At 60.3% G+C, this 19,048-nt stretch carries 18 protein-coding genes and 1 riboswitch; of the genes, 10 read left to right on the top strand and 8 right to left on the bottom strand.

The genetic code is table 11. From position 1 onward, the window contains the following. Positions 1-2: 2 nt before the first annotated feature. The gene (locus tag N2A41_RS32470) at positions 3-905 is read right to left on the bottom strand and encodes a 3-keto-5-aminohexanoate cleavage protein (RefSeq protein WP_260112175.1); all 903 of its coding nucleotides are present in this window, start codon (positions 903-905) and stop codon (positions 3-5) included. Positions 906-981: 76 nt separating this feature from the next. On the opposite strand from N2A41_RS32470, the gene N2A41_RS32465 reads away from it, so the two are divergent. After that, positions 982-2,004: a GlxA family transcriptional regulator gene (locus tag N2A41_RS32465; RefSeq protein WP_441005731.1), complete on the top strand. Its 1,023-nt coding sequence runs from the start codon at positions 982-984 to the stop codon at positions 2,002-2,004. On the opposite strand, the gene N2A41_RS32460 is transcribed toward N2A41_RS32465, so the two are convergent. Further along, positions 1,991-2,854, bottom strand: a complete 864-nt coding sequence (locus tag N2A41_RS32460; protein ID WP_026154617.1) for a LysR substrate-binding domain-containing protein — start codon at positions 2,852-2,854, stop codon at positions 1,991-1,993. The genes N2A41_RS32465 and N2A41_RS32460 overlap by 14 nt on opposite strands. Before the next feature lie 112 nt (positions 2,855-2,966). Here N2A41_RS32460 and N2A41_RS32455 point away from each other — a divergent pair, with 112 nt between their 5' ends. Together N2A41_RS32455 and fdhA are read left to right on the top strand one after the other, a co-directional pair. Next, a complete protein-coding gene (locus N2A41_RS32455) occupies positions 2,967-3,881 on the top strand; it encodes a DMT family transporter (protein WP_260112173.1) in 915 nt (304 codons plus the stop codon). A 154-nt stretch (positions 3,882-4,035) separates the two neighbouring features. Beyond that, positions 4,036-4,235: riboswitch (cobalamin riboswitch) on the top strand. A gap of 219 nt (positions 4,236-4,454) precedes the next feature. Continuing rightward, positions 4,455-5,645, top strand: coding sequence for a formaldehyde dehydrogenase, glutathione-independent (gene fdhA / locus N2A41_RS32450; protein WP_222280610.1), 1,191 nt, complete (start codon positions 4,455-4,457; stop codon positions 5,643-5,645). A gap of 84 nt (positions 5,646-5,729) precedes the next feature. Here the strand turns inward: fdhA and N2A41_RS32445 are convergent, their stop codons facing one another. Further along, complete coding sequence (locus N2A41_RS32445) at positions 5,730-6,533, bottom strand: transporter substrate-binding domain-containing protein (RefSeq protein WP_162117578.1); 804 nt, start codon at positions 6,531-6,533, stop codon at positions 5,730-5,732. A gap of 105 nt (positions 6,534-6,638) precedes the next feature. Here N2A41_RS32445 and N2A41_RS32440 point away from each other — a divergent pair, with 105 nt between their 5' ends. Both N2A41_RS32440 and N2A41_RS32435 read left to right on the top strand, forming a co-directional pair. Continuing rightward, positions 6,639-9,032, top strand: a complete 2,394-nt coding sequence (locus N2A41_RS32440) for a putative bifunctional diguanylate cyclase/phosphodiesterase (RefSeq protein ID WP_260112172.1) — start codon at positions 6,639-6,641, stop codon at positions 9,030-9,032. 81 nt (positions 9,033-9,113) lie between these two features. Then, complete coding sequence (locus N2A41_RS32435; protein WP_260112171.1) at positions 9,114-9,698, top strand: cysteine hydrolase family protein; 585 nt, start codon at positions 9,114-9,116, stop codon at positions 9,696-9,698. A 92-nt stretch (positions 9,699-9,790) separates the two neighbouring features. Here the strand turns inward: N2A41_RS32435 and speB are convergent, their stop codons facing one another. Continuing rightward, the gene (speB, locus tag N2A41_RS32430; protein ID WP_260112170.1) at positions 9,791-10,846 is read right to left on the bottom strand and encodes an agmatinase; all 1,056 of its coding nucleotides are present in this window, start codon (positions 10,844-10,846) and stop codon (positions 9,791-9,793) included. Between the two features lie 96 nt (positions 10,847-10,942). On the opposite strand from speB, the gene N2A41_RS32425 reads away from it, so the two are divergent. Next, entirely contained in the window at positions 10,943-12,106 is a 1,164-nt protein-coding gene (locus N2A41_RS32425) for an aminotransferase (RefSeq protein WP_260112169.1), read from the top strand. Here N2A41_RS32425 and N2A41_RS32420 read toward each other — a convergent pair. The 4 genes from N2A41_RS32420 to N2A41_RS32405 all read right to left on the bottom strand — a co-directional run bounded on the left by N2A41_RS32420 (position 12,086) and on the right by N2A41_RS32405 (position 15,764). Further along, positions 12,086-12,622 (bottom strand): flavin reductase family protein, encoded by a 537-nt coding sequence (locus tag N2A41_RS32420; protein WP_260112168.1) that lies wholly within the window; start codon positions 12,620-12,622, stop codon positions 12,086-12,088. The genes N2A41_RS32425 and N2A41_RS32420 overlap by 21 nt on opposite strands. After that, positions 12,619-13,974: an LLM class flavin-dependent oxidoreductase gene (locus tag N2A41_RS32415; RefSeq protein WP_017968648.1), complete on the bottom strand. Its 1,356-nt coding sequence runs from the start codon at positions 13,972-13,974 to the stop codon at positions 12,619-12,621. Before N2A41_RS32415 ends, N2A41_RS32420 begins: the two co-directional genes overlap by 4 nt. A gap of 113 nt (positions 13,975-14,087) precedes the next feature. After that, complete coding sequence (locus N2A41_RS32410; protein WP_260112167.1) at positions 14,088-15,026, bottom strand: LysR family transcriptional regulator; 939 nt, start codon at positions 15,024-15,026, stop codon at positions 14,088-14,090. Positions 15,027-15,056: 30 nt separating this feature from the next. Then, complete coding sequence (locus N2A41_RS32405) at positions 15,057-15,764, bottom strand: UTRA domain-containing protein (RefSeq protein ID WP_260112166.1); 708 nt, start codon at positions 15,762-15,764, stop codon at positions 15,057-15,059. A 227-nt stretch (positions 15,765-15,991) separates the two neighbouring features. Here N2A41_RS32405 and N2A41_RS32400 point away from each other — a divergent pair, with 227 nt between their 5' ends. The 4 genes from N2A41_RS32400 (at position 15,992) to N2A41_RS32385 (ending at position 19,012) form a co-directional block, all read left to right on the top strand. Next, positions 15,992-16,819, top strand: a complete 828-nt coding sequence (locus N2A41_RS32400; RefSeq protein ID WP_162117566.1) for a transporter substrate-binding domain-containing protein — start codon at positions 15,992-15,994, stop codon at positions 16,817-16,819. A gap of 98 nt (positions 16,820-16,917) precedes the next feature. Further along, positions 16,918-17,559 carry an amino acid ABC transporter permease gene (locus N2A41_RS32395; RefSeq protein ID WP_260112165.1) on the top strand — a complete coding sequence of 214 codons (642 nt, stop codon included), beginning with the start codon at positions 16,918-16,920 and terminating at the stop codon, positions 17,557-17,559. Beyond that, positions 17,556-18,224, top strand: coding sequence for an amino acid ABC transporter permease (locus N2A41_RS32390; RefSeq protein WP_017968643.1), 669 nt, complete (start codon positions 17,556-17,558; stop codon positions 18,222-18,224). The genes N2A41_RS32395 and N2A41_RS32390 overlap by 4 nt, the downstream gene beginning before the upstream one ends. Next, a complete protein-coding gene (locus N2A41_RS32385; protein ID WP_017968642.1) occupies positions 18,221-19,012 on the top strand; it encodes an amino acid ABC transporter ATP-binding protein in 792 nt (263 codons plus the stop codon). Before N2A41_RS32390 ends, N2A41_RS32385 begins: the two co-directional genes overlap by 4 nt. The last annotated feature ends 36 nt before the right edge of the window (positions 19,013-19,048 follow it).

The raw sequence follows: 19,048 nt of genomic DNA, 5'->3' as shown, positions 1-19,048 counted from the left end.
CCTCAGCGCTTGGTCAGTTTGAGTTTCTTGCGAACGTCTTCCGGACCGATGATCCGCGCACCCATGCCCTCGACCACCTGCACGGCCTTTTCAACGAGCTCAGCATTGGTGGCGAGCTGGCCTTTGCCAACAAAGAGGTTGTCCTCCAGGCCGACGCGCACGTTGCCGCCCGCCAGCACGGCTGCCGCTGGATAGGCCATGGCATTGCGGCCGATCGAAAAGGCCGAAAAAGTCCAGCTCTGAGGCACGTTGTTGACCATCGCCATGAATGTATTGAGATCGTCGGGCGCACCCCATGGAATGCCCATACAGAGCTGGATCAGCACCGGATCTTCGATCAGGCCTTCCTCGGCAAGCTGCTTGGCAAACCAGAGATGGCCGGTGTCGAAGGCCTCGATCTCCGGCCGCACGCCGAGATCCGTCATCTTCTTCGCCATCGCCCGCAGCATGGCCGGCGTGTTGGTCATGACATAGTCGCCGAGGTTGAAGTTCATCGTGCCGCAGTCGAGCGTGCAGATCTCAGGCAGGCATTCGGCCACATGGCTGACGCGCTCGGTAGCGCCCGCCATATCCGTGCCCTTCGGGTTGAGGGGAAGGGGGCTTTCGACATCTCCGAAGATCAGGTCCCCGCCCATGCCGGCGGTGAGATTGAGGACGACGTCGACATCGGTCGAGCGGATGCGGTCGGTAACTTCCCTGTAGAGGTCGTTGCGGCGGCTGGCGGCGCCCGTTTCCGGGTCGCGAACATGGCAGTGAACGACCGCAGCACCAGCCTTTGCCGCGTCGATGGCGGAATCGGCGATTTGCTTGGGAGTGATCGGCACGTGGCTGGATCTGGAAACCGTATCGCCGGCGCCGGTGACGGCGCAGGTTATGAAGACATCGCGGTTCATCGCAAGAGGCATGTTTTTGTTCTCCCTCATCTTGTGCCCATTACGCGACAGGATGGATGGCGATGCGTTGCAATTTCGGAAGTAATCGATACATTATCGGAACTCCAGGGAGGTGAACTTGCTGCAGCGATCGACGGAACGGCTCGATATCGACCTTCTCGTCCTGCCGGATGCGAACCTGATCCTGATCGCCTCGGTCATCGAGCCGTTGCGCGGCGCCAACCGCATTTCCGGCAGCGAGCTCTATCGCTGGCGGCTGCTGACCCCGGACGGAGCACCGGTGCTGACCACCAGCGATATAGCCGTGCCCGCGCAAGGCGCTTTCAAAGCGACCACCGAGAAAACGCCGCTGTTCGTGCTGGCCAGTTACAACTGGCGCCGAAGTGCTACGCCGGCACTCAAGATGCAGCTCTCCCAGGCCGCCCGCTATCGCACGGTGATTGCCGGCATCGAGTCCGGCACATGGCTGCTGGCTGAAGCCAGCCTGCTCGACGGGTTACCGGCGACCGTTCACTGGGAGGATTACGAGGATTTTGCGCTCGCCTATCCCGAGGTGCGGGCGGTCAAGGATCGTTTCGTCATCGACGGCAAGCGGCTGACAACCTCGGGTTCGCTTCCGACCGTCGACCTGATGCTGGAGGTGATCCGGCAACGGCAGGGCTATTCGCTGGCACTCGAGGTCAGCCGGCTGTTCCGTTACGAGCAGCCGTCCTTCCATGCCGATGAATCACTTTCCGCAGCCTCGGCCGGACTGCGCATGCACGATCCCCGCGTGACGCAGGCAGTACGGCTGATGGAGGAGCATATCGAGCAGCCTCTGATCCTCACGCGGCTCGCCCGCCGGGTGGGCATCAGCGCTCGGCATCTGCAGGATCTCTTCCAGCAAAGCATCGGCGCGCCGCCGCATGTGCATTATCTCGCGCTGCGCTTAAATGCGGCCCGCCGCAAGGTAATCGAGACGACAGCCTCGTTTGCCGACATCGCAGCGGCGACCGGCTTCAACTCGGCCTCAGCCTTTGCGAGAAGCTACAGGGCGAGTTTTTCCGAGAGCCCGTCCGAGACTCGGCGCCGCTTGCGCCGCCGCGTCACGTCATCGGCTATACGGGCATAGGCTGGAACGCGTCCCGTATCATTTCGGCAAGTTCACGCATAGCCTCGCTGGAACGGTAAGTGCTCCGGCGGAGCACGACCTTGGAAGAATCGACCGGCGGGAAACCGTCTTCGGCGGTGAGCTCTCGGCAGCCGGGCGGAATGCTGCTGCGGGAAAGCGTGGTGACGGCAAGGCCGGCAATGACGGCATTCTTGAGACCCGAGCCGGTATCGGCGATGAATGCGATCCGATAATTGCGGCCGATCTGCTCCAGCGACCGGAGCGCAAAATCGCGCGACCACGTGGAGTTGCGATAGGTCGCTATCGGCAGGGGATCGATGTCGTGCAGCCGGTGCACCATCGATGTGACCCAGACCGTGGGATCGATGCAGATGACCTCGCCTTTGGTCTCATCGCTCCAGTCGAAAACGACGGCCAGATCGAGCTCATCCCGCTCGAGGGCGGCGAGGTTGCGGACGGTGTAGTCGCAGGACACGGTGACCTCGACGGCCGGGTGGCGTACTGCGAAAGCCGCAAGGGCTGCCGGCAGCACCGTCTGGCTGTATTCCTCGGGAATTCCGATGCGTACTGGCCCGTCCAACGGTTTGCTGCGGATCGTCGCGGCGGCCTCGTTCAGGAGATCGATGATCCTGCGGGCATAGGGCACGAGCTGTATGCCCTGGCGTGTGAGCAGCACACCGCGGGCGCCACGCTCGAACAGCGTTTCGCCGATCGTCTGCTCAAGCCTCTTGATCTGGGTGCTGACGGCCGACTGCGTCCGCCCGATGCGCTGGGCAGCGGCGGAGAAATTGGAGGTTTCGGCAACGACCAGGAAGGTTCTCAGCAGGTCGCTCTCAATCGGCTCATGCATGGAATAGCCATAGAAAAAATCGATGATAGTCATCACTACTATTCGTTTGTCTGATGTCAATTTTCAGCGCACAAAAGAGCCGCGTTCGACTTCCTTCTTTGAGAATATCTGCGTGACCATTGAAAATCCGGCCAGACGCCTCGCAGGCAGCGAGCACGAGAAGGGTGTGCTTCTCATCGTTGCCGCGACACTTGCCTGGAGCGCGAGCGGCGTTTATTCGCGACTCCTGACCACCGACGTATGGACGGCGATCGCCTGGCGGTCGTTGTTCGGAGGCCTGTTCCTGCTGATCCCCTGCTTTTTCCTCGAGGGGGGTATTTCACGGCAGCAATGGCGTTCCGTCTTCCATCCGTCCAGTCTTGCGATGATCGCATGCCAGACCTTCAGTCAGGGATGCTTCATCGGCGCGCTTTACATGACCACCGTCGCCAATGTGACGATGATCTATGCGACCGCGCCGTTTATCGCAGCGTTGCTCGGCTGGCTTATCCTCAGGGAGAGAGTTGCCAGGCGGACGTTGATTGCCGGCGGCATCTCGCTCCTCGGCGTCGCGGTCATCGTCGCCTCGTCGATCGGCGGCGGCACCGGTTGGGGCGACCTGCTGGCGCTCGGCATGACCGTTTCCTTCGCTCTGGTCATCATCATCCCGCGCATCAGTCCCGACGTGCCGAGCCTGCCGCCGACCGTGATCAGCGCCTTCTTGACGCTCGTCATCTTCGCTCCGTTCGGTTCGGTCGGCTCGCTGGACCTGCACAACTGGATCGTTCTTGCCGCCTTCGGCGCGACCAATTTCTCCCTCGCGCTGGTGCTTTTCCTTGCCGGGGCGAAGCGGATGCCGCCGGCGGAGGCGGCGCTGATCGGCACGATGGAAATCGTGCTCACGCCCTTCTGGGTTTGGCTGCTATTTTCCGAAGAGCCGCCCGTCGCCACCTTTTTCGGCGGCGCGATCATCCTCGCCACGGTGTTCTGGCACACGGCACTCGACGTCAGCCGCAGCCGGCGACCGCGTCGCGCCTCAAGTCTTTAGGCCGCGATTAAATCTTTCGGGACGAACCGGAAAACCGCCGTATTCGCGGGATCAACTATTTCTCCTGCGCAGCGATCTTTTGCGACTTTACCGACTGTCGTCTTTGAGTTGCGCGCATGTCGTTTTCTTGATCGCTGTTTTCCGTCAGGCATGGTTTGTTTGTTGTGTCCAAGGCGCTATCTCGCAAACTGGCGAAATGGACCATTGGCAGCCGGCCCGACGCCGGCGCTGCCCCGCAGCGGTAGAAGAACTGAAATCCTCAAGGAAATCGCCGGATAGACATCCGGAAAGATATCGAGATGGATCGGAAGGAGATTCTGGAGCCGGAAACCAGCTCTTGCGCAGCAAATCGACGGATTGCGGCAGACGGTCACGAGCGGAACGACAGGCGAAAACCGTTGCGTTCACTCCTCTACTGGATCCAATCTGTCCGTTTTGAAAATTCGAATATCGCCCGGTGCGGCGGTATCCGCGTGTTTTGGACACCGGGCTGCAGAGGAGGCAGGCCGGAGGGAAGTTGCCATCGACTGCATCGGTTGCACATCGAGGCATTCAAACAAGTGGGAGGAATCCATGAGCAAAAATAGAGGCGTCGTCTATCTCCGGCCGGGCAAGGTCGAAGTTCGCGACATCGACGACCCGAAGCTGGAAGCGCCCGACGGCCGCCGCATCGAACACGGCGTTATCCTGAAGGTGATCTCGACCAATATCTGCGGCTCCGATCAGCACATGGTTCGCGGCCGCACGACGGCGATGCCGGGCCTGGTCCTCGGTCATGAAATCACCGGCGAGATCATCGAGAAAGGCATCGACGTCGAGATGCTCGACATCGGCGATATCGTCTCGGTGCCGTTCAATGTCGCCTGCGGCCGCTGCCGCTGCTGCAAGTCCCAGGATACCGGCGTCTGCTTGACGGTAAACCCCGCCCGCGCCGGCGGTGCTTACGGTTATGTCGACATGGGCGGCTGGATCGGCGGACAGGCACGCTATGTCACCATTCCCTATGCAGATTTCAACCTGCTGAAAATCCCCGATCGGGACAAGGCAATGGCGAAGATCCGGGACCTCACCATGCTCTCCGACATTCTGCCCACCGGCTTCCATGGCGCCGTGCGTGCAGGCGTTGGAGTAGGCTCGACCGTCTACGTCGCCGGCGCCGGCCCCGTCGGCCTTGCGGCTGCCGCCTCGGCTCGCATTCTCGGTGCTGCGGTCGTGATGATCGGTGATTTCAACAAGGACCGTCTGGCACATGCGGCGAAGGTCGGCTTCGAACCGATCGACCTGTCGAAGAGCGACCGTCTTGGCGACATGATCGCACAGGTCGTCGGCACCAACGAAGTGGACAGCGCCATCGATGCGGTCGGCTTCGAGGCGCGCGGCCACTCGGGCGGGGAACAGCCGGCGATCGTCCTCAATCAGATGATGGAGATTACCCGTGCCGCGGGTTCGATCGGCATTCCCGGCCTCTACGTCACCGAGGATCCGGGCGCCGTCGACAACGCCGCCAAACACGGCAATCTCTCGCTCCGCTTCGGGCTCGGATGGGCCAAGGCGCAGTCCTTCCACACCGGCCAGACTCCGGTGATCAAATATAATCGTCAACTCATGCAGGCGATCCTCCACGACCGGCTGCCCATTGCCGATATCGTCAACGCCAAGGTCATCCCGCTCGACGATGCCGCCAGTGGATATGAGAGCTTCGACCACGGAGCGGCGACAAAATATGTCCTCGATCCGCACGGTGAGCTCGCGAAAGCCGCGTAGCGGTTACGACTGAGGACTTTACACAATAGGAATGGTCGGCGGTAAACCGGCCATTCCGCATTTGCCACATGACAATTTGACGAATTACTGGATGCTGAACGGGAAATATTTTGCGTTGATCATGTCATAGGTCCCGTCCGCCTTGATACTTTTCAGCGCTTCGTTCAGGCGCGTCAAACGCTCCTTGTCGTCCAGGCGCAGCGCGATGCCGGCACCTTCGCCGAAGTATGTGACGTCGACCAGATCCGGCCCTTTGAACTCGCAGCAGGTTCCCGCCTTGGTGTTGGCGATCCAGTCGTAGATGGCGAGTTTGTCCTCCAGGATGATATCGACGCTGCCGTCCGACAACCCCTTGTACAATTCAGGCGAAGACCGGAAGACCTTCTTTTTCATCTCCGGATAGAGATGGTTGGCGTAGGATTCCTGCGCCGTCGACGACGTCACCCCGAGGATCTTGCCGCTGAGGCCGGCGGGGCTGACATCATTGATCGACGAATCCTTCCGAGCGATGAACACCGACGGGCTGTTGTAGTATTTTTCAGTGAAGGCAACCTTTTGACGCCGCTCAAGGCTCATCGACATGGATGAGATGATCGCGTCGTATTTGTCGGCAACGAGATCGGGGATGATGTCGTCCCACTTCTCGATGATGAATTGGCATTCGAACTTGCCAACCTCGCACAGGGCATTGGCAATATCGATGTCGAAGCCCTGAAGCTCGTTATTTGCATCGAGATAGTTGAAGGGCGGAAACGCACCTTCGACGGCAATTCTCATCGGCATGCGATCTTGCGCAGCCACCTCGAACGGCGAGGCGGCCAAAAAGATACCGATCCCGCCTGCCATCAGCGCTCCGCGCAATATAGTCCGTATGGATATGCGCAACATCGTCAGGAGCTCCTTGGGGCATAGTCGATCTCGCCCTATAGTGCGCCGCAGCCTTTAATTCTACGTGAACGCTTCTTTGTTAGCTTCGACGAATACGCCCACGTCGTGGTGTTCAGGGGTCCAGGCTTGCACATCGTTCTTCCTTCCAGCTCCAACACGTTTCAGAAATCCTGGATCGCTTCGGGAAGAATTCTGTTTCTGATTGCCGTCAGCGGACTTGGCGCTATCGGTCTTGTCGTGCTTTCGGCACTGTGGGCGGGAACCGAGAGCGACGCTGCCGCTCTTGATCGACAGCGCCAGCTTGTAAATGCCCGCCTGCTGGAGCAGGTCGATCAAGTCGCGCATGTTATCGGCCAGTTCGGCAACGGCTATCTCACACGCGTTTATCCGGCCGCCCGGTCGACCGGAGGTTCCTCCAGCCTCGATGCCGTTCTGACGGCGGCGGCCGGAAGTGCGATCAGCCAAACCGCAATGTCCGCCTTCGGCTACGATCAGGCCTTTGTCGTCGACGAGAAGGCGCAACTGCTCATGCTGGCGGATGCCCAAACGGAAAAGCGTTATCGCTGGATGAAGCCTCTCTTCTTGCCCCTCCTTCGGGATGCCCGCCTTGGGGTAAGACAAGGCACGGTTTCCAACGAACGAACGCCGTCTTCAATGGAAAGCCGCCTTGCGAGTGCCGCCCGCTCCAACCGTGCGCTCGCCAATCTGATGCGGCTGGAAGGTCGGCCGACGATCGTCGGCATCGTCGCCATCAACGAGACCAATGAGAGGCAGAGCCAGCCGACGCGGCAATTCCTGCTCGTCGTGCGCTTTATCGATGGTGCGGCGCTGGACGAATTGAGCCGGCAACAGGGCCTTAACGGCGCCCGCTTCGCGCGCACGGCCGATGCAGACGAAAACGAGGTTGCGTTCCAGATTGACGCCACGGCAAACGGCGAACCGATCGGCTTTATCGTATGGCGGCCCGATCTTCCCGGTTCGAGGGTGATCGGCCGATTGATGCCGGCGCTTTCGATTGCCGCCTTGGTGATCGCGATCCTGTTCTCGGTCTTGCTGGTGCGCCTGCGAAGCAGTCTCGGCGAGTTGAAGAAAAGCGAACTGCATGCAAGGCAGCTTGCCTTGCATGACGTGCTCACCAATCTTCCCAACCGCGCTTTGTTCGCGATCAGGTTTGACGAGTGCCTGGCCGAGACACGGAACTCGGCCGAGCGCTCGGCAGTCGCACTTCTCGACCTCGACCGCTTCAAAGCCGTAAACGACACGTTCGGCCATGCCGCCGGCGATGAGCTCATCAGAATGGCTGCGGAGCGGATCCGCTCCGTGCTTCGTCCGGGGGACACGCTGGCCCGGCTCGGAGGCGATGAGTTCGCTCTGCTTCTCCGGGACATCAAAGATCATGACCACGTTTTACCGGCAATCTGCGAAGCGATCGTTGCCGAACTTGGCAAGCCCTTCCCGCTTTTGAGGGGCGAGGCCGTCGCGCGCGTCGGCGGCTCGATCGGCGTGACCGTCGTGCCGGACGCCGGACGGAATGCCGATGACATCATGCGCTACGCCGACGTTGCGCTGTACGAGGCAAAGATGGGCGGGAGAGGCCAGTGGCGTCTCTATTCACCGTCCATGGACGGCGGCCGGAATGCGCGCGACATTCTCAAGAACGAATTGCGGGACGTTCTGGCCAAAAGCATGGCCTCATCCACTGATGGTCCACACGTCGATCCGAGTGCGAACCGGCCCGACTTCGGATCGCTCGAGGTCTATTACCAAACGGTCCATTGCGCTGAGGCAGGATACGCGGCGTCGGGCGCGGAGGCTCTGGTGCGTTGGCGTCACAGTCAGCGCGGACTATTGACGCCTGCCAGCTTTATCCCTGTCGCCGAGGAGGGCGGTCTCATCGATGCTCTCGGTTTCTGGGTGTTGCGCGAAGCCTGCAGAGCCGCCTGCAAATGGCCGGAAGACACGTTTGTTGCGGTCAACGTGTCTCCCGCCCAGTTGAGAAGACCGAATTTCGCCGAGGAAGTCTTCACCGTGCTTGAGGAGAGCGGCCTGCAGCCGTCCCGGCTCGAGCTCGAGCTTACCGAATCTTCGCTGATCGAGGACGACTCAGACGTCTATACGGTGCTGAAGTCGCTGCGCAGCCGGGGTGTTCAGGTTTCGCTCGACGATTTCGGGACCGGCTTTTCATGCCTCAGCCATCTGCTGCGCTTCGATATCGACCGCATCAAGATCGATCGATCGTTCGTCTCACAACTCGGCACAAAAGCCAACGGGGCGGCAGTCATCGGCGCCATCGTCGCGCTCAGCCGCAACCTCGGTATCTCGACGACGGCCGAAGGGGTCGAAACCGAATATCAACGCGACTTTCTGGCCGCCCTCGGCTGCACCGACCTCCAAGGCTACTTCTTCTCCAAACCGGTTCCTCTGTACGAGCTTGATAGTTTCCGGAATGCTGAGAGCACCGCCGGATTGCTGACGATTGCTCCAGGCGCCGTCGCGTAAGAGGCTTCTGATCTTCCGCTGGTCAGGGGAACTTTCGTCGCATGCAACAGTTGACGCCCCGAAGACCGGAAGGAGGATCTGATGGGCGAGGTCGGCGAGTGGCGGCACCTTTGCGTCGACATGCAGCGGATGTTTGCCGAAGACACGCCATGGCACGTTCCCTGGATGGCGCGGGTCTCTCCCCAGATCGAAGAACTGGCCGGCCGGCACCCGTCACGAACGATCTTTACTCGCTTCCTGCCGCCCGAGCGTGCGGATGACATGCCGGGGAAATGGCGGGATTATTACCGGAAGTGGTGGATGATGACGGGCGAACATCTTCCGCGCGACTTGATCGATGTGGCTTCGTCGCTGAGGGCGTTGGTGCCGCCGGCAAGGTATTTCGACAAGCGCACTTATTCCCCTTGGATCGACGGGCGCCTTCATACGGCCCTTCAGTCGGAGCGGGTCGATACCCTGGTGATCACCGGCGGTGAAACGGATGTCTGCGTGCTTGCCACGACGCTCGGCGCGATCGATCTCGCCTATCGTGTCATCGTGCTGAAGGACGCTGTCTGCAGTAGCGCCGACGACACCTATGATGCGTCGCTGGAACTTCTGCACGATCGGTTTTCCGTGCAGCTCGAACTTATCGAGACCGAGGAATTTTTGAGGGGCGTTGGCTAAAGCATGTCGCGCAAAACTGTGCGGCGGCTTTGCGCGCACGACATTGTCTCGGCCCATCCGACCAATTGCCACAGGTGACTGCGCGGTCGGCCTCAGCGTTTGCCGATCGAGGGACTAAACACCATGAGGCTTAGAATCTCAAAGAGCACCTGTGCTGCGGCGTGCGCTGTATTGGTCGTTGCGTCATATTGCGGGGCAACTTCGACGACGTCACCTCCCACGAGGTTCATCCCTTTCAGCCCGCGTATCAATTCAATGACTTCACGCGTGGTCAATCCACCGACCTCGGGCGTGCCCGTGCCGGGCGCAAAGCTCGGATCGAGGCTGTCGACGTCGAAGGAAAGATAGGTCGGGCCGTCGCCGACGATGGATTTTGCCTTGGCAATGACGGCAGCAATCCCCATCCCGCTGATATCCTCTGCATGGATCACGGTCATTCCCGACGCATAGGAGAACTCCCACAAATATTCCGCCGAACCACGGATGCCGATCTGGATTGTCCTCGTCGGATCGAGCACGCCGTCCAGCACCGCATTGCGGAATGGCCCGCCGTGATGAAACTTCGTCTGATCGAAGGCCCCGCTTGTATCGCAATGAGCATCAATATGAATGAGGCCGACCGGCTGCTGCCGACCGACGGCCTTCAAAATCGGGTGGCTGATGGAATGATCGCCGCCGACGGAAAGCGGGGCAACGCCGGCATCGACGATCTGGGCGATGCGCTTTTCGATGTCGTCGTGGCTGAGCTCCAGCCGGTAGCGGCTTTGGAACGATACGTCGCCGATGTCGGCGACCCGAAGATCGAAGACCGGCGCCGTGCCGAGCACGTGATTGTACGGGCCGATCCTTTCGATGGCGCGAAGTGCTCTCGGTCCGAAACGCGAACCTGGACGATTGGTGACGCCGAGATCCGTGGGGATCCCGGTGATTGCGACCTGGAGATTGCCGAAGTCAGGATCATCGGCAGCAACCTGCATGTAAGGGGCGCTGAGGAAGGTCGGTATTCCGGCATACGGTGCCAGTCTCGTACCTTTCTTGGAGATGATCTTCTCCGCCACTTTCCGAAACTTCTCGTCGAATATCTCGCCCCCATTGGCATCCGCAAATTCTGCGCGCAGCTGTTCGAGCCGCGTTTTATCCCACACCATGCGCATGCGTCTCCGCTTCAGCTCCATCTCACCCGACAAAGGGGTTGAGAAAGCAATTGGTATCGTTGTAGCAAGCGGGATCAAAGAGAAATCGATATGATCGCTGCAAAACCCAATTCGCTCGTTGCCCGCCTCTCAGCCCCACCCATTCCTTCCGTCGTCGCCTGGAGCCGCGAATACAAAGGGGAAAAAGGGCCGCTCATCGATCTGTCGCAAGCCGTGCCCGGCTATCCCGCGCATCCGGAAATGCTTCGGCTTCTTGCCGAGGCGGCCGGGCAACAGGCGATGACGGGATACGGGCCGATCGAGGGCGAACCTCTGTTGCGCAAGATCTACGCGGCTCACATTGCCGAACTTTACGGTGCCGCCCTTTCCGCCGACAATATTCATATTACCGCCGGCTGCAATCAGGCGTTCATGTGCACGGCGATTGCGCTGGCGAGAGCCGGCGATACGGTCGCGCTCACCAACCCCTTCTATTTCAATCACGACACGACGCTATCGATGCTGGGAATCGGGCGCCGGTTGGTCGATTGCGACCCCGCTGGCGGCTTTCTTCCCGACCCGCATTCGGCCGAGGCTGCCCTTGCGGCCGGCGCAAAGATGCTTGCCGTCGTGACACCCAACAATCCCACCGGAGCGGTGTATCCGCCGAGCCTGCTTCACGAGCTTTTCGTGCTCTGCCGGAAATATGGCGCCTGGCTGGTTCTCGATGAAACCTATCGCGATTTCCTAGCCGAGGGTTACGGGCGGCCGCACTCACTCCTCTCCGAGCCGGGTTGGGAGGACACGCTCGTTCTTCTCTACAGCTTTTCGAAATCCTTCTGCATTCCCGGACATCGATTGGGTGCAATCACGGCGGGGCCCAAACTCATCGCCGAGATCGCCAAGGTGATGGACAACATGCAGATCTGCGCGCCGCGGTCGGCTCAGATCGCCGTTGCATCGGCGATCCCGGCGCTCGCCGATTGGCGAGCCGGCAATAGGCTGGACATTGCTCGCCGGGCGGACGCTTTGAGGCTGGTCTTTTCCGGGCTGGCGGATTGGGAGATCGGAGCGATCGGCGCCTATTTCGCCTTTGTTCGCCATCCCCACGCCGATAAATCGTCTTTAGAGGTTGCCGAAAAACTCGCCAAGGAATCCGGCATCGTTTGTTTGCCCGGCGCCTATTTCGGCGATGGCCAGGAGGGTTATCTCAGACTTGCCTTTGCCAATGCGGATGTCGCCTCGATCGGGCTATTATCCGAGCGCCTTCGCTAGGTTGCGGCGATCGGCGTCTGCCGGAAGTTGATGGTAGCCACCGCGCCAGTAAAGCAGCGGCCCTGTGACCTGCCGGATTTCGATCGCGCAGACATGTCCAACCAAAATGGCATGGGAATTGTAGTGGAATGCGGTTTCGAGCTTGCAGTCCAGGACCGTCAGGGCATTTTCAAGGGCTGCCGCGCCGGTCTTGAGGCTATACCACTCCGCACCGCCGTAACGTTCGGCGCCCTTTCGTCCGTCAAGACCGGCAAAGGATTGCGCCACCTGCTGCTGGTCGGCGGCGAGCACGTTGACACAGAAGCAGCCGTACCGCTGCAGCGCCGGCCATGAGGAAGACGCTCGGTTGACGCTGACGATGACGGACGGCAACTCCGCCGAAAGCGAGGAGACCGACGTTGCCGTGAAGCCGGTGCGGTGTCGCCCGTCGCCGACCGTAATCACGCTGACGGCACCCGCCAGATGACGCATCGAAAGCTTGAAGTCCGCTTCGCTGATCAAAGCCTCGGCACTCATCGGGCTGGCTCCTTCGTTTTGGCAAAGCGGTTTACAGGCATTGAAAGACCCAGGTTTTCGCGCAAGGTCTTGCCCTCATATTCCTCACGGAACAGCCCGCGGCGTCGAAGCTCGGGCAGGACCAGTCGCACGAAGTCGTCAAGGCTGGACGGCAAGGTCGGAAACATCAGGATGAAGCCGTCGGCCGCACGCGTCTCGAACCAGTCCTCCATGAAGTCGGCAATCTGGGCCGGCGTGCCTGTCATGCCGTTTCCGGTATGCTTCTCGGCATAGTGCCGGATGAGTTCGCCGACGGTGTGACCGCTTTTCACGAAATCGACCAGTTCGTCGAACAGGGCGCGTGATCCCTTTGGCGCTGTCGGCAGCCGGTCCATGGGGAAAGGCTTGTCGAGAGCGACATCGCGCAGGTCCGCCTCGAGGAATTCGGAGAGCATCAGCCGGCCGACATCCGGATGCATCTTGTCGATCAGATAATCCACCTTCGCCTTTGCCTCAGCTTCGGTTTCACCGACGTTGATCACGATGCCCGGCATGATTTTCAGGTCGTCGGGATCGCGCCCAAAGGCCGGCATCCGGCGCTTGACGTTTTCGTAGAAGGCCCGGTTGCGCTCGATATTCGATGCGAGGCTGAAGACGATCTCGGCCGTGCGTGCCGCCATCTCCATTCCGGGTTCCGAACCGCCCGCCTGGGCAATGACGGGGCGGCCCTGGGGCGTTCGCGCGATGTTAAGGGGTCCGCGAACCTGGAAGTGTTTACCTTTGTGATTGAGCGTGTGGTGTTTGTCCTTGTCGTAGTAGATGCCGTTTTCACGGTCGAGAAGCAGTGCACCTTCCTCGAAGCTGTCCCAAAGACCGAATACGACGTCGACGAACTCGTTGCCGCGCTCGTAACGCAGCGCATGCGGGTCGAGCCCTTCGCGATTGAAATTGTAGCCGGTTTCGTCGTGGTCGGACGTGACGACATTCCAGCAGACACGGCCCTTGCTCAGATGGTCGATCGAGGCGAACAGGCGCGCGACATTGTATGGCTCGTAATAACTTGTCGACACCGTCGCCACCAGACCGAGATCATTGGTGGTGACTGCCAGAGCCGAAAGCAGCGAGAGCGGTTCGAAACGGTTCATCTTGGTCGGAATGCGGGCAAGCGCTTTCGGGTCGCCGACCGCGGCGGCAGGAGAATCCGCCATGAACATGAAATCGAACTTGGCCGCTTCGGATCGTTTGGCCACATCGAGCAGATGAGCGAAGTCGTTGGCGCCATTGACATCGCTTGCCGGATGCAGCCAGGAGGCAGGGTGAAAGCCGAAAGTATAGACGAAAGTCCCGAGTTTCATCTTGTCGGTTCGCGCCATCGAGCTCTCCTGCTATGTCGGCCACGCCGCCAGCGGTGGAGGGCGACTGCGCAAATTATCGCCGGGCGCAAATTTTCATCAATATCGCGTAGCTGAGTTCCGTTTTAGTTTTTCTAAACGATTGGCCTGGGCGCCGACGCAACGGCCTGCTGGCGGGAAATAGCAATGAGCCAATCGCGGAATTCGCGCCCGTGGGGCTTCTGCAAGGCCGCCCGGTCCCAAGCGAGAAAATAGCTTTCGCGCAGTGCAATGCGCATGTCGACGGGAATGACCAGCGTTTGCGCCTCAAGCTCGTCTGATATCATCGACATCTGCGCGAGAACGATGCCGCGCTTGTTGACGGCGGCGTCAATCGCACTGCTCGACAGGGTGAAGGAGAGGCCGGGCGTCGACGCATCAAGGGAGATACCGGCCTTGGCGGCAAACTCCGCCCAGCTGGGGTAGGGGGTGAAGTGCCGTTCCCACTCGACATGGAGGAGGGGCTGCTCGAAGAGATCACGAGCCGCATACGCACGGTCCGGCATCAGCGCCGGCGAACAGGCGGGCACCACCCAATCGCGGAACAGCTCGGTATAATGTTCGTGTTGCAGCACGTCGGACCCGTAGCTCACGCGGAAATCGACATCATCGAAGCCGATCCGAGGCTCCTTGTCGCGTCCGATAATCCTCACCGGAACTTCGGGATGAAGCGCCTGCCAGTCGAAGATCCGCCTGCCGATCCATTTGTTGACGACGGAGGAAAGCGCACTGAGCACCAGCGCCGTCTCGTTGCGCGCCTTTTCCAACAATTGCCCGGCGCGCGCAAATTGCTCGAACCCCTTCGATATCTCCTGGTGGTAGAGCCGGCCCCAGGCGGTCAGCTCGACAGTTCGCCCGCTGCGCTCCATAAGCGGAACGCCAAGAAAGCACTCGATTTTGCGAACTTGCTGGCTGATGGCGCCGGGCGACACCCTGAGTTCCAGGGCTGCGGCCGTCACGCCGCCGCAGCGCCCCACCGCCTCGAACGCCTGCAAACTTTTCAGCGGGATCGCCTTAAGGCGCTCATCGGACACTTGCAGAACCTCCCGTGATTGGCGTCGAACTCAATTTGCTGCCGGATGAAACGTGCCCGCAAACTGGAACCGGTCGCCCGGATGGGTAAACTCGACATAGGTCACCGTACGTCCGTTCTGCCAGGTCTGGCGAATGAGGCTGAGGCAGGCCTCGCCGCGCTCCGTCTGCAGGATCCGCGCCGTCGTGGTGTCGGCCGAGACGGCGCGAATGACATGTTTGGCCTTGGACCACGGAACCTCGTCAAGCAGCCATTTGCCGGGCGGAATTGAAGCAAAACTCTCCTCTCTCGCCCGTGGAACGGCATCGAGCATGATGATCCGCCGCTCGATGGCATTCGGTCTGCCGTCGACAATATGCAGGCATTGAAGCCTGAGGACTTCCGCATCGGCAGGCTCCGACAGCTGCTGGGCCTCCGCCTCCCCAAGGCGCTCGATCTTGCGGGCGAGGATTTCGAAGCGGTGTTCGTGCCCGGCCAGTTCCGCTTCGGTGCTGATATCCTGGATATCCATTACCGTGCGGTCGATCTGGGGCGAGGCGACAAACGAACCGATCTTGCGCCGTCTGATGATCATGCCGCGCTCGGCGAGCGCCGACAGCGCCTTGCTGACCGTCATCCGCGAGCACCGATATTCCGCCGCGAGTTCGTGCTCGACGGGAATACGGTCACCGGGCCGCCAATCGCCGCTGATGATCTTCGTCTCGACATCGGTGAAAATGCGCTGAGAAATCGACACCAAGCCCGTACCTCATCCGGCGTCAGCGACCATGAATCCGCAACGGTCATGCCAGCGAGATCGACGCCATCCGGCACAAATTTTGCGTTCCTCGTCTTTTACATTGACACTCTAGGCCAGCCTATATCTATTTGTATAGTCAAAAGCGGAGCACAGAAGTCCGCGCAGAGGAAATCGAAGTCGGGAACCAAAACTCCTCCGCCGGGGGAATAAAAACTGGAGAGATGATGATGAAGGCACATTCACTGCTGAAGGGTCTGGTCGGCGCTGCGTTCCTGTTCGGAGCAGCCGTTTCCGCTCATGCAGCCGACACGCTGGCCGCCGTCAAGGCGGCAGGCACCCTCAAGGTTGGCACCGAAACGGCCTTCGCACCGTTCGACTATATCGATGCCGGTGAACATACCGGTTTGAACGTCGACCTCTTTGCCGAGATCGGCAAGGAACTTGGCGTCAAGATCGAGTGGGTGGCGCTTCCGTGGGACGGTGTTTTCCCGGCGCTTGAGGCCGGTAAGTTCGATGTCGTGGCAGGTCCTGCAACGATCACCAAGAAGCGCATGGAGCGCTATCGTTTCACGCCGCCGATCGCCGAAGCGACGATCGCCATCCTCAAGAAGGCCGGCGACACGACGATCAGCAAGCCGGAGGATATTGCCGGCAAGACGATCGGTGTCGGCAAGGCAACCGCCCAGCTCGACCAGCTGAAGGAATTCTCCGGCACGCTGCCGACCAAGGTCGACGTGCGCGAATATCCGGCCTTTACCGAATCCTACGCCGATCTCGCCGCCGGCCGCATTGCCGGCGTCGCCAACTCGCTGCCGAATATCGCCTTCGTCGCCAGCCAGCGAAAAGGCACGTTCGAAGTTGTTCTGCCGCCGTTCGGCAAGAAGTCCTATTTCGGCTTCATCGGCCTCAAGGATGCCGACCATGCTCCCCTGATGGATGCGATCGATGCGGCGATGCTCAAGATCAAGGCAGACGGGCGTATGGCAGAGCTCCAGAAGAAGTGGTTTGGTGCATCTTTCGATACGCCGGACGCCGTCAAGGACCCGGCATTCTGATTAGCCGCCGGTGAAACGAACGCGCCCCGCCAGTGATCGGGGCGCAATCTGCCGTGGCATCAGAGTTCACGGCCGCAGCGCCCAGGCAAACATCGCCCATGTCCATCAAGCTTTTCGAACTGCTTCTGCAAGCCTCGATCTACACGGTGACGATCAGCGTGGTTTCTATCCTGATCGGCTTTGCGATCGCCATCGTTATTTCCGCCATGCTGCTGTCGCAGCAACGGCTTTTGGTGCTGCCGGCGAAGATTTTCATCAGTTTTTTTCGTGGCGTGCCGCTGCTGGTGCAGCTGTTGCTGATCTATAACCTGCTGCCGGCGATCGACATCAACGTGCCGAGCATCGTTGCGGCGATCGTTGGTCTGTCGCTGTGTACTGCAGCCTACCAGGCTGAAAATCTGCGCGGCGGTTTTGCCAGCGTTCCCACGGGCCTTGTCGAGTCTGGCGAAATGGTCGGCATGATACCCGTCCAGATCTTCCGCCGCATCAAGGCGCCGATCGCCCTGCGGCTGACCTTTCCAGCACTCGTCAACGAAGCGATCCTTATCCTGAAGGCGTCTTCGCTGGTCTCGGTCGTCGGGGTCATCGAGTTGACGCGCATGGCACAAGATCTTGCCGGCAGCACTTTCCTGCCGCTTGAGATTTTCGCTTCCGCCGGCCTGATCTATTTCGTCATCAATTGGATCGTTGCCCTTGCTGGCGGCCTGATCGAACGCTCCCTGCCGGGAGTGCCGCGATGACCTTCGACATCAATGTGATTGTCAGCAACTTGCCGGACATCCTCAGCGGCGCATGGCTCACCATCGTCATCTGGATCGTCACCACGCCGGCCGCTGCCGCGCTCGGCTTCCTTGTCGCCGTTGCCAGGCGTTTTGGCGGCGTTGTCCCGGACAAGGCATTCGGCATGGTCATTGCGGTGCTGCGCGGCACCCCGTTCCTGATTCAGATATTCCTCGTCTACTACGGCGGCCCCTTCGTCGGATTGTCGCTCGATCCGATCCCGGCCGGCGTCATCGGCCTTTCCATCTACGGGGCGGCTTATTTCAGCGAGATATTCCGCTCGGGCTTTGCCGCCGTCCCGAAGGGACATATCGAGGCCGGGATATGCGTTGGCCTGACACAAGGGCAGATCGTCCGACGCATATTGCTGCCGGAGATGACGATGCTGGTGTTGCCGCCTTCGGTCAACATGACGATCATCCTGATGAAGGAGACGGCCGTGCTATCGATCATCACCGTGCCGGAGTTGACGGCGACGCTGAGTGCGATCGGTTCCCAGCAATATGCTTTCGTCGAAGCGCTCTTCGTGCTTGCCCTATTTTATTGGGCGCTTGTGGAAATCACCGGCTGGCTCGGTCACCTCGCCGAAACGAAACTCTCAAGATTCAGGTTTTTCAACATATGAGCGTTCCTGCGATCGCAGTCAAAAATCTCGTCAAGTCCTTCGGCGGCTCCACCGTGCTGCACGGCATCGACCTCGATATCGTGCAGGGACAGGTTTCCTGCGTCATCGGCCCATCCGGATCCGGCAAGAGTACGCTGTTGCGCTGCATGGCCTTTCTCGAGGAATCGACCAAAGGGACGATCACCGTCAACGGCGAGGTACTTGGCTTCGCGGAAAACGCAAAGGGCGTCCGGGAGCGGGTGCCGGCGGCGGCAAACCGGCGGATCCGATCGCAAATCGGCATGGTTTTTCAGCAGTTCAATCTCTGGCCGCATATGACCGCGCTCGGCAATGTCAGCGAGGCGTTGAAGACCGTTCACAAGATGAGCCGCAAGGATGCCGGGGAGCGGGCAATGGCCCAACTCGTCAAGGTCGGCCTTGAGGGCAGGGCAGGACATTATCCGTCGCAGCTCTCGGGAGGGCAGCAACAGCGCGTCGCCATCGCCCGGGCGCTTGCCCTCAACCCGAAGATCATGCTGTTTGACGAGCCGACCTCGTCACTCGATCCCGAGCTGACCGGCGAGGTGCTCAACGTCATGCGCGATCTCGCCGCCGAGGGCATGACGATGGTCGTCGTCTCCCACGAGATCGGATTTGCAGCAACGGTCGGCCAGCAGATCGTCTTTCTCGATCACGGCAAGGTGCTGTTTACCGGCCCGCCGCAGGAGGTCTTCAAAAGACCGAGAAACCCCCGCCTCGAACAATTCCTGGATACCTATATCGACCGCGGCGCCTCGATGCTGCTGTGAATATCCTTTCGGATCGTCGGGCAGACCTTCAAGGCC

It is taken from the genome of Rhizobium sp. SRDI969 (assembly GCF_025152725.1).
GTDB lineage: Bacteria > Pseudomonadota > Alphaproteobacteria > Rhizobiales > Rhizobiaceae > Rhizobium > Rhizobium leguminosarum_I.
This window is presented reverse-complemented; position numbering and strand designations above follow the sequence as displayed.

What these genes read in the sequence shown, in the direction of transcription:
- N2A41_RS32470 (WP_260112175.1), bottom strand. Translation starts at nt 905, where the DNA reads ATGCCTCTTGCGATGAACCGCGATGTCTTCATAACCTGCGCCGTCACC.
- N2A41_RS32460 (WP_026154617.1), bottom strand. Translation starts at nt 2,854, where the DNA reads ATGCATGAGCCGATTGAGAGCGACCTGCTGAGAACCTTCCTGGTCGTT.
- fdhA (WP_222280610.1), top strand. Translation starts at nt 4,455, where the DNA reads ATGAGCAAAAATAGAGGCGTCGTCTATCTCCGGCCGGGCAAGGTCGAA.
- N2A41_RS32445 (WP_162117578.1), bottom strand. Translation starts at nt 6,533, where the DNA reads ATGTTGCGCATATCCATACGGACTATATTGCGCGGAGCGCTGATGGCA.
- N2A41_RS32435 (WP_260112171.1), top strand. Translation starts at nt 9,114, where the DNA reads ATGGGCGAGGTCGGCGAGTGGCGGCACCTTTGCGTCGACATGCAGCGG.
- speB (WP_260112170.1), bottom strand. Translation starts at nt 10,846, where the DNA reads ATGGTGTGGGATAAAACGCGGCTCGAACAGCTGCGCGCAGAATTTGCG.
- N2A41_RS32425 (WP_260112169.1), top strand. Translation starts at nt 10,943, where the DNA reads ATGATCGCTGCAAAACCCAATTCGCTCGTTGCCCGCCTCTCAGCCCCA.
- N2A41_RS32420 (WP_260112168.1), bottom strand. Translation starts at nt 12,622, where the DNA reads ATGAGTGCCGAGGCTTTGATCAGCGAAGCGGACTTCAAGCTTTCGATG.
- N2A41_RS32415 (WP_017968648.1), bottom strand. Translation starts at nt 13,974, where the DNA reads ATGGCGCGAACCGACAAGATGAAACTCGGGACTTTCGTCTATACTTTC.
- N2A41_RS32400 (WP_162117566.1), top strand. Translation starts at nt 15,992, where the DNA reads ATGAAGGCACATTCACTGCTGAAGGGTCTGGTCGGCGCTGCGTTCCTG.
- N2A41_RS32395 (WP_260112165.1), top strand. Translation starts at nt 16,918, where the DNA reads ATGTCCATCAAGCTTTTCGAACTGCTTCTGCAAGCCTCGATCTACACG.
- N2A41_RS32390 (WP_017968643.1), top strand. Translation starts at nt 17,556, where the DNA reads ATGACCTTCGACATCAATGTGATTGTCAGCAACTTGCCGGACATCCTC.
- N2A41_RS32385 (WP_017968642.1), top strand. Translation starts at nt 18,221, where the DNA reads ATGAGCGTTCCTGCGATCGCAGTCAAAAATCTCGTCAAGTCCTTCGGC.